The sequence below is a fragment of the Candidatus Omnitrophota bacterium genome (assembly GCA_016929445.1).
Taxonomy (GTDB): domain Bacteria; phylum Omnitrophota; class Gorgyraeia; order JAFGIU01; family JAFGIU01; genus JAFGIU01.
The window spans coordinates 1-10,210 of the sequence record JAFGIU010000049.1 but is presented as its reverse complement, the minus strand read 5'-3'; the positions used below and the strand labels follow the sequence as shown (position 1 = coordinate 10,210).

Here is a 10,210-nt window from a genome sequence, read left to right as displayed (position 1 = left end):
TCAGACAAAATGTCCTGGAAATTATCCGCACAGGCCGGGAGCTGAACATCCCCATGGTCTTTCTCACCCAGCCTTCGCTTTTTGAGGACACGGAATACTGGCAGACTATCCAGGGCGGGGACTACTGGATGACTCAAATGCGGCTTTCGATATCCGCCGCAACGCAGTGGCGTATGCAGGAGATCTTCAACCAAGCCCTGATCAAGATTTGCGCTCAGGAGCGCATCCCTTGTCTGGATCTCGGCGCCCGTATTCCACACGACTCCAATTATTTCTACGATTCCACCCACTTCACCGAAGCCGGAGCCGCGCTCGTGGCGCAAGAGCTCCGTGCCTTCTTGGAAAGTGAGGGCTTGGTGCCGTGAGAACAATGAGACTGCTTTGGGCCCTGGTCTTCCTATTCCTCTTGCCTGCGAAGGCATGGGCTGCTCAAGAGCCGGTCAAGATCCGTCTGTGGCAGTTGAGCGCTGCCGAGGAGCTGATGGGCGAACAGATCCGGCGTTTTGAGGACTTGCATCCCGGAATCAAAGTGGAGTTCCAGCAACTCACCTGGGAACACGGCTACGACAAGATCGTCACCTCCATTGCCGCGGGAAATGCTCCGGATGTGGTGGAACTCGGGAGCACCTGGGTCGCTTCTTTTGCCGCAACCGGGGTTCTGGAAGACCTCACCGAAGTGGCGGAGCCTCTGCTTGATGAGCACATCCTTTGGGAGTCCGCCCAGTACCAGGGAACCCTTTATGGGATTCCTTGGCTCGCAGGCACTCGCGTACTTTTTTACAACCGGGATCTGTTTGCCCAAGCGGGCCTGGACCCGGAAAAGCCCCCCGGCACCTGGATGGAGCTCTTGGACACAGCACGCCGCATCCACGCGCTCTCCGAGGACACCTATGGTTTTGCCATCTTTGCGGGCGAATCCTACGCGCCTTGGCAGGAGTTCATGCCCTTTGCCTGGTCCAACGGGGCTCAGCTCATGAACCGCGACCAACAGAAAACCCTTCTGGACTCCCCGGAGTTTCTGGATGCGTTACGCTTTTACCGCAGCCTGGGCCCCTACTCCCTGGTGGACCGGCAGGCCCAAGTCAACACGCTCTTTGCCGAAGGCCGCATCGGCATGCAAATCTCCGGAGGCTGGAACCTGCCCCTGATTCCCCGGCTCAATCCGCAACTCGATTTTGGTGTCGGCATGCTGCCGCGTCCCGCCCCTAACCGCGGCACTCAGGCCTCTTTTGCCGGATGCGAGGTCTTTTCCGTACTCAAGAGCTGCAAACACCCTGAGGCCGCTTTGGAGCTGATTCGTTTTCTTATTGATGAGAAACAGGTCATGGAGATTGTGGAGGTACAACAAAACGTCGTGCCCACAACACTCTCTGCCCTCAAACATCCCTTCTTTGAGACCCATCCCCTGCATCGCCACTTTCTTTTACAAACCCACTCCGCTGTCGCGCCTCCGAGCCATCCCAGGTGGTCCCGAATCCAGCACGAGCTCTCGGTTCTGATCGACAAGGTATTTCTCAAATCCGTAGAGCCCGAAGTCGCGTTGAGGGAACAGGCACAGGCCATTGAAGAAATTCTTCAGCGACAGGCCACCCCCAAGACCTGGGCGGATCCGGGGACCTCTGTGGCAGTGCTGCTTTTTCTGCTGCTGCTGGGAGTTTATTTGCACCGCAAACTCGCACGCCAGCTGGGCGCCCCTTTCCCGGCGGAGGGCTATAGCGAACCCGGCCGGAGTTTTGACTATTCCACCCTCTTCTTTCTCTCGCCTTGGTTCGTATTATTTCTCTTGTTCGGGATCTACCCCTTGGTACACAGCTTCCTGGTTAGCTTTTGCGATTATGATTTTCTAAGCGGGCGCTTCTCTTTTGTGGGGCTCCAGAACTATGTGGACGCGATCCGGTCCGCGCAATTTCTCAAGGCCCTGGGAAATACGCTCTTCTTTGCCTTGGGAACCATTCCTTTCACCATGTCACTGGCCTTATTCTGTGCAGTACTCTTGAGCCAGCGCATCCCTCTGAGAGGCATCTTCCAGGCCGGGCTTTTTCTCCCGGTTGCCACATCCGTCATCGTGGTTGCCACCATCTTCACCTATTTGTATGCACCCGACGGGATGGTCAACGGAATCCTCTCCCGGCTCAGGATCCCTCCGCCCGATCCAAGCTGGTTACTCAATCCAAAATTGGCCTTGCCCGCGATCATGTTCATGAATGTTTGGGCAAGTTTCGGTTATTACACCATTCTGTTCGTAGCAGGCCTTCAATCCATCCCCAATACACTTTACGAAGCCGCGCACATCGATGGGGCCAATGCCTGGCAGCGTTTTTGGAATGTTACGCTCCCGCAGATCAAACCTATTTTGCTCTTTGCTGTGGTGGTTAACACGATTTACTCCTTCCAAGTCTTTCCGGAGATCTTCACCATGACCGGAGGAGGCCCTTTGGGGAGCACCTCCACCATCGTGTACCACCTCTACGAACTCGGATTTCACGATTTTGATATGGGCGTAGCGAGCGCTGTGGCCTATATCCTCTTTATCATTGTGATGGGCTTCTCGATTCTGCAGATGCGCCTCTTGCGCCCGTCTGAAGCCTATAGTGAGGAAGCCTAGTGAACGGTCCCGCAACTCTCATACAAAGACGGCTCAGTTTTCTCGCACTTTGTCTGATTACAGGGTTGGCGCTTATCCCGCTCGTGCTGATGTTTTACACTTCTCTTAAGCCCACCGGCACCCTAAGGCGAAGTGTCAGCAGTCTCGTTTTGGCGGATTTTGAGAGTAACCAGCAAGGCACACATAAGAGCCGGATGAATCCGGGACCCGGCGCCAAGGTCCAACAGAAACTGCTTGAAGAAGACAGTTCTGCCTACCTGGGACAGCACCTGAGTCTGGACTACCGCATCCCCGAAGCTTCCGGCTTCACTTGGCAGCTCCCGCTGCACCAGGATATGCGTAAGTTTTCCATACTGGAGTTTGCAATAAGAGTGGAGGGAACGCTTGGAGCCATGCATTTGGGTCTTTCCGACGGAAAGAACTCCTTGCTGGACATCGATCTCACACCGTATATTTCGCCTTCGCCCGTGAGCGGCTGGAATCAAGTCTCCTTGCCCATTTCAAAACTGGCTATCGGCCGGCTCCGGCCGGGGCTCACGGAAAAAATTGCAGAGGAATTGGCGCTCAAAGTTGTGGGCCCCGGGGAAGGGTCTCTGCATATTGATGAAGTCCAGCTGAGGCTGAAGCGATGGACCTTGCTCAACTACCGGGATGTGCTCTTCAGCGGGCCCTTTGACCGCTACGCCATCAATAGCATCGTGATCGCCCTTGCAGTGACAGGGAGCAACCTTCTTTTCAGCGCCATGGTGGGCTATGCCTTTGCACGGAAGAGATTCCCCGGCAAGCGCACCCTGCTTCTGATGGTTCTGGCCGGCATCATGATTCCGCCCCAGGTCCTTATGGTTCCGATATTTATTTTGATGAAGCAACTCGGCTGGCTCAATACTTACTGGGCACTGATTGTGCCCGCGGCGGTCTCGCCCTTTAATATCTTTCTGATGACCCAATACATTCGCAGCCTTCCTTCGGGTTTGGAAGACGCTGCGCGCATCGACGGGGCCAATGACTTCCAGATCTTTTTCAAATTGATCTTGCCTCTAAGCACACCTGCCTTGGCAGTTGTCGGCATCAATACCTTTATGGGCAGTTGGAATACCTTCCTCTATCCTTTCCTGCTCACCAATACCGTGGAGATGCGGACCTTGCCGGTGGGCTTGGCTCTTTACAAGAGCTTGCAGGGGGCGGATTGGGTGCATCTGATGGCGGGATCGAGCATCACCGCCTTGCCCGTAATCCTGATCTTCTTCATGTTCCAAAGACATATCATTGCGGGGATGCTAACGAGTACGCGCGGATCACACCCGGGAACAGTCACAGGCTACTACTTAAGGCGGCGTTTATGGAGTTGGATGCGGGGAAACAAGACACGTGGAGCCAAACTGTCATCCTGAGAAGCCCACAGAGATGAAGGGATCTCTGTCCCGCAAAGATCCCTTCACTGTGTTCGGGATGACGCAGTGTCGCGCCCCCACTCAACCAATGACGCCTTTAAGCTTTGGCTCCGGCGGGTTCTTCGTCCGGATCCGGGTCACGCTGACCTGCAACAACACCCCGCCAGTCCATCTTGCCCATCATCTTGAAGACGAACCAACCGGTCACCGCGCACACGGCCATAGACACCAGACCCTTGGTGTACTCTCCGAGACAAAGCCAGCCCAGACCGAAGAGTGATGCATATACACAGGCCACGCCCAGCCCCCAAGCGATAACCTCAGGCCAACCCAGGTGCAGACCTTCGACATCGCGGGCCTTCTGCGCAATCGGCCCCCACCAGCCTCCGGGCCGCACGCGCCGGTAAAAGCGTTCCAAATGATCGGCAGGAACCGGTTTGGTGAGAAAGGTGGTTACAATCCAGGTGATTGTTGCGCCCCCCAATACCAGCACGAGGCGCACCGGGTAAAGATCCGGACCGTTGGTAACCGACCAGCGGTCAAAGAAGAGAGAGAGCACGATCGAGGCAATCATTGAGGAGATTTCAGACCAAGCATTAATACGCCACCAGTACCAGCGCAGAAGCACGACAAAAGCCGTACCTCCCATCAATAGCTGGATAAACAACCAGGCATTGTAAATTGAATCCATCTGCCAGGCAGTAAAGCCTGCCAGGATCGCCATAATCACGATCATGATGCGCGAAACAAAGACGTAGTGGTCCTCAGACCCCTCCTTGACCAAAAAACGTTTGTACACGTCATTGACCAGATAGGATGCGCCCCAGTTCATGTGCGTATCCATGGTGGACATGAAGGCCGCCAACAGAGAGGCCACCAGCAATCCTTTCAAACCCGTGGGCAGAAACTCCACCATCATGCGCGGGTAGGCCAGCTCCGGATCCACAAGATTCGGGAAAAAAACCAAAGACCCCAAGCCCACAATAATCCAGGGCCAAGGGCGGATAGCATAGTGCGCAAAGTTGTACCACAGAGTAGCCAAGAGGGAGTCTTTTTCATTGCGGGTTGAGAAGAGGCGCTGCGCCAAAAAGCCGCCGCCCTCGCCCCCGCCCCACCACTGCACAAAAATAAAGACGGCAAAGGTAAACCAGGCCAGTTCCGTGGCCTGCAAATTGGGAGCAAAATTGATCAGTTGATCCGGGGCCGCCACGCGCGATATGCCTTCGGCTATTTGCCCGGCATCCACTGCAGCGGCATGCTCCGTGGCCGCAGCCACGGCCTTCTCAGCCATAGCCTTGGGGCCTCCCAACTTAACGAGCGTGATCCACGCCAAAGCAATAGAACCGGTCATGGCCATCACAAACTGGATCAGGTCGGTGGCCACAACCCCGTACATTCCGGAGAGGACGGTATAGATAATCGTAAGGATCATTAAAACGACGATGGAGGTGAGCTTGTCCCAGCCCAGGAGCACAAACACGAGCTTCTGCATAGCCAGGATAACCCACCCCATGGTAATGCAGTTAAAGAGAGTGGACCGGTAAATCGCATGAAAAACCCGCAGCATGGCCGCGGGCTTACCCTTGTATCGAAGTTCAACGAGTTCAACGTCCGTAAGAAGCCGTGCGCGGCGCCAAAGACGGGCATAGAAAAACACACACAACATTCCGCCCATCAACCCGCTCCACCAATACCAGTTTCCCTGGAGGCCGCGGACACGCACAATGCCTGCAATCGCAAGAGGAGTGTCTGCCGCAAAAGAAGTAGCCACAATGGAAGTCCCGGCAAGCCACCAGGAGAGGGTCCGCCCGGCCACAAAATACTCCGTCAAACTGCCGCTGGCCCGCTTGGAAAAATAAAAACCAATGGCCAGGGCAAAAACCATATAGCCGATAATGATCGACCAATCTATAAAGTGAAGTGATAGAACTTCATTAGACATAGACCTCTTCCTTTGATCTTCCCTTTATGGGGTGTCGGTGTTTAGCCGCTTGGGGGATGCAACAGAAGGGCTCGCGTTTCTGTTCTTATCTACGTATAATCTTTAACAGATTTTTAAATGGTACCGGATAGTCGACTTGAGTTCAAGAAAATTCTTCTATGACACGATCCCATGCAATCATCCATGCGGAAGTCCTCACGCCCCTTGAATTGATCCACGATGGGGCCGTTATTTGGGATGGCAGCACGATCGCCCGTGTGGGGCCTACGCAGCATCTTCAAGAAGTCCTCCGCGGGTGCGAATCCGTCACCTCTGCCCGCGGACAGACCGTAGCGCCCGGATTTATTGAACTCCACGCGCACGGAGCCCTCGGACATGATGTGGCCGACAAGAATCCCAAGGGCATTGAGAAAATCAGCCGCCACTTTTGCGCGCACGGGACCACTGCCTTTGTGGCCGCGCTGTGCTATGATCCGGAGGCTCTGCGTTCTCTGCGCGAAACTTGCCGGAAAGGCGTGAGCGGGGCCCAGCTTCTGGGCCTTTATTCTGAAGGTCCTTTTATCAATCCCGCCAAACGCGGGGGAATCCCCGAACAAAGCGTACTGGCAGCCGACCCGGCCCAGCTTCAGAGCATTCTCGGCGAGTTGCAGGATTCTCTCCTTCTGATGACCCTGGCGCCTGAAATTCCCGGGGCTATGGACTTGATCCCGCTCTTGCGCCAAGCCGGAGTGGTGGCCGCACAAGGGCATTCGGACGCAAGTCTGGAAACCGCGCGCGAGGCTGCCGGTCGAGGGGCCACGCACCTGACCCACCTCTACAACGCCATGAGCGGCCTGCACCACCGCGAGCCCGGACTGGCGGCCCTGCCTTTTGACCGCGCGGATGTCACGGCTGAAATCACGGCAGACGGAGTGCACGTGCACCCGGCCATCCTGAGGCTTTCGCTGAGAGCCCAATTCGATCCGCCGAATCTGGCTTTGATCACCGACAGCGTGCGGCCCGCAGGCATGCCGGACGGGGAATACACGCACCTCGGCCGCCCCATGCGTCTCCAAGGCACGCGCGCGGCCCTGCTGGACGGCACCCTCGTCGGTTCCGTCATCACGCAGGACCAGGCCCTTGCGCGCGTCGTGCGCGAGGCAGGCGTTCCGCTGCAAAAAGCCCTGTATATGGCCTCCACTTTGCCGGCGAAAATTCTGGGATTGGATCACGAGCGCGGAGAGATCGCAGCGGGGAAGCGGGCGGATATGGTGATGCTGGATGAAGGGTTGGGTGTTACCGGAACGATTCTAAAGGGACAGTTCTTACGGCCCACTGAGCTCGGCGAGCGGTAAGAACTGTCCCTGCTCCCTGAGATTAATGGCTCATGAGCTGGTTGACGGGAGTGTTCAGCACCCTTCGTAAAGCATCTTTAAAGTGGACTCGGGTGCTGAACACCCAGCTCGGACTTTTAAGGTTTGAGTTCGCGGTACGGGCGCTCGTAGTGAATTGAAAAGCCGCGCAAATTCTCTTTGAAGTCCGAGTACTCCTGCGCTTCGTCGTAGAAAACCCCTAACTCGCCTTCCATGTAGGCCTCGCCCTCCTCCCAATAGGACTGCAGATCCGCATAGGGCTCGTTCAGGGCCTCCATATCCTGGATCTCCACACTCACCCAACAAGGGGCGTAAGCCATCTCTCCCTGCGAATGCTCGAATGAACCGTTGGCACCCAACGCAAAATCGCGGTAGGCCATGACGTTGACCTCGTCCACCACATCCGAAATATATTCGTTGAAGGGGCGTCCTTCGGCGGATCCGTCAAGTTTGAGATCCCAGGTCCCGGAGCTTTGGTCATACCAGAAAGGGATCGTCACGTTGACAGGCAGAGAACCGGCCCTCTGCACCACGCCCTTCAAATAGTCCAGGTGCCATTGCGCCCGCAATTCCGTGCGCGATTCCCAATCCGCGTTGTTTGCGATATAGGGCTCGGTGTCGTCGAGAATCCCGTCAAACTCCCCGAAAGCAACAATGGCCTCCGCATATTCCCAACCCTGCTCAGAATAAACCTCGCCCTCCGGAGCCTCGCTCTGCGGCACCGACCAAAAATGCTCGCCTTGCAGGCCATAAACCTCAATACCCAACGCATGCGCCGCGGCAATAAACTCCCGGTAGTCCTGACGGTCCTTATCATTGCCGTAAACCACGCCGTAACTGCCCAAAAGCAAGCGGGTGATTCCTTTTTCTTGCGCAAAACTTAGGAGATCCCGGCGCCACTGCGGGTCCGCAATATAAGAGATCCCCTCCGTCTGCTCCCACACATGCCAGACATAAAGGCCCCGCGCGCCCTTGCGGGCCAGCGGCGCCACTTCCACTTGGGCCGGCACCTGCATTTCCTGTGTGTGGCCTGCATTGTCCGTGGCCCGGGCCAAGAGTTGATAATGGCCGTCTGAAGGCCGCTTCCAGAAGAACTCAAAACAGTCTTTGTCCGGGTTGGGCGCAGCAGGCTCCCAAATGCCCGGGATGATGGAGACTTCTACCGACTCAATCCCAGTCGCCCCGGTCAGAGAGTCATCGGCTTTGATCTGGACCGGAATATCACCTTGCAAGCCCCGCACCCCGTCCAAAGGATAGAGAATCTCCACGCTCGGCGGGAGCTCGTCCAAATCCGGATTGACTTCCGGAACAAAACGAATGAAATCGAATTCCACCCGGCCGGAGCCGTTGACGCGCGCGGGATCCAAACGCACCTGCGTGATCAAACCCTTCCACTCAGAGCTGGAGCCCGCATTCACCGTGGTCGTGTGCCATGTGCTGTCCGGAAGCGTCGGGAAATTGAGGTATTTGTTCTGCTGGCCCACGGCCGGCGAATCGGCGCGCGCCCACATCAGCTGGCCCAATCCGTCCGTGTCCTCCAAACGATAGCGCAGCTCCAAATAAGGGTAGACCGAAGCGGACATCATGAGTGTGGCCGGCACTCCCATTCTCGGATCGTAGTGCGTGATTTCGGAGACAAGCGCGCCCTCAACCACCTGCAAAGGCGCCAGAGACCCCCAGGCCTCCCAGCCGCCCAAATCTGTTTCAAATTCCCACGCGGGTTCGTTGAGAGCCGTATCATAACCCCGGGGCAACAGGCGAACGGCATCAATTTCCAAGAACCCGCTGCCTGCGTTTGCAGACAGATCCAGGCGCAAGCGGGTCACCATGCCGGCCCAGGCGCGATGATCGCTCAGGTCCAGCACCAGCTCCTGCCAAGACCCATCTCCCACAATGGGGAACTGCATCCTCTGGTTCCGCCCCCCAATCCAGGGAGCATGCAAGGTCTGCCACAGCAGCCGGGCGGTGTCTGCGCCGGAATTCGTCCGGTAACGCATCCAGAATGTCGTCAGTGCTCCTGCGTTAATCTGAAGGCCCGGAGCACTGTAAAGCCGCGGGTTGTATTCAAGAATCTCCGTCTTCAGAATGCCGTCCGCACATTCCAAGGGGGATAGAGCGCTCCCCGGCTTCCATCCCTGCACATTGCCGTCTTCGTTGAACTCCCAAGTCAAAACCTCTGCGGGCGCCGGGACGCTCAGCTGCGTCAATTCCATCGAATCGATTTCCACACTGTCGCCAGGGCTTCCCAGCCGCACCGGGTCCACCCGCAACTCCACAATCCGCCCTCTCCACGTCCCGATCCGGGTTAGATCCAGCTCTGCTTCGTGCCATTCGCCGTCAGCCTCAATCGCGAAATTGCGCCACTGTCCGGAGGTTCCCGGACGCGGATAAATTTCTGTGCCCCACATCAGCTGCGCTTCACGATCCAAAGAAGAAATCCGGTAGCGCATCCGGAAATACCCAAAATCCGAAGCCTCAACCGGCTCAACAAAAAGGACTGACATGCTCGGATTCCGGCCCGTCACTTCGGTCAGGAGAGAACCGTCCTGCACCTCCAGGGGGCTGAGGTTTTGGCGGTGGGCCGCGTCAGGGAGAACCCATCCTTGGGTTTCTCCAGCCTGGTCAAAATCCCACAGCATACTCGTCCCGGCTAAGGCAAGACCGGGAATACTGATCCATGCAGATAAAAGAAGGGTGACCAGGCCTGTCATCCAGAGAGGTCCTTTCCGTTGTCCTGACTCAGATTTGCGGGTGAAAATGGGATCATACCACATCGCAGCCCCCTGCCTCATTTAGGATATTGCCAACCTTTTATATATCTATAAATAAGTATATCAGACTAGGGAGTTGAGTGCCAAGCCCCTTTTCGGAAAACAACCTGTTTTTCTGGGATTAGTAAATCGGGTAATGGGGTGTGGTT

The 10,210-nt window shown here is 56.4% G+C and carries 6 protein-coding genes; 4 read left to right on the top strand and 2 right to left on the bottom strand.

The genetic code is table 11. The features are described 5' to 3' along the window. From JW937_04145 to JW937_04135, 3 genes are all read left to right on the top strand, one after another. Positions 1-365, top strand: a 365-nt coding sequence (locus tag JW937_04145; GenBank protein ID MBN1586605.1) for an SGNH/GDSL hydrolase family protein, incomplete at its 5' end; no start/stop codon positions are given. Positions 366-1,324: 959 nt separating this feature from the next. Then, positions 1,325-2,605: an ABC transporter permease subunit gene (locus JW937_04140; protein MBN1586604.1), complete on the top strand. Its 1,281-nt coding sequence runs from the start codon at positions 1,325-1,327 to the stop codon at positions 2,603-2,605. Then, a complete protein-coding gene (locus JW937_04135) occupies positions 2,605-3,996 on the top strand; it encodes a carbohydrate ABC transporter permease (protein MBN1586603.1) in 1,392 nt (463 codons plus the stop codon). Before JW937_04140 ends, JW937_04135 begins: the two co-directional genes overlap by 1 nt. Positions 3,997-4,093: 97 nt before the next feature. Here the strand turns inward: JW937_04135 and JW937_04130 are convergent, their stop codons facing one another. After that, positions 4,094-5,938 (bottom strand): Na+:solute symporter, encoded by a 1,845-nt coding sequence (locus tag JW937_04130; GenBank protein ID MBN1586602.1) that lies wholly within the window; start codon positions 5,936-5,938, stop codon positions 4,094-4,096. 158 nt (positions 5,939-6,096) lie between these two features. Here JW937_04130 and nagA point away from each other — a divergent pair, with 158 nt between their 5' ends. Further along, positions 6,097-7,272: an N-acetylglucosamine-6-phosphate deacetylase gene (nagA, locus tag JW937_04125; GenBank protein MBN1586601.1), complete on the top strand. Its 1,176-nt coding sequence runs from the start codon at positions 6,097-6,099 to the stop codon at positions 7,270-7,272. Positions 7,273-7,388: 116 nt separating this feature from the next. Here nagA and JW937_04120 read toward each other — a convergent pair whose 3' ends face one another. Further along, complete coding sequence (locus JW937_04120) at positions 7,389-10,001, bottom strand: hypothetical protein (protein MBN1586600.1); 2,613 nt, start codon at positions 9,999-10,001, stop codon at positions 7,389-7,391. Positions 10,002-10,210 lie beyond the last annotated feature (209 nt).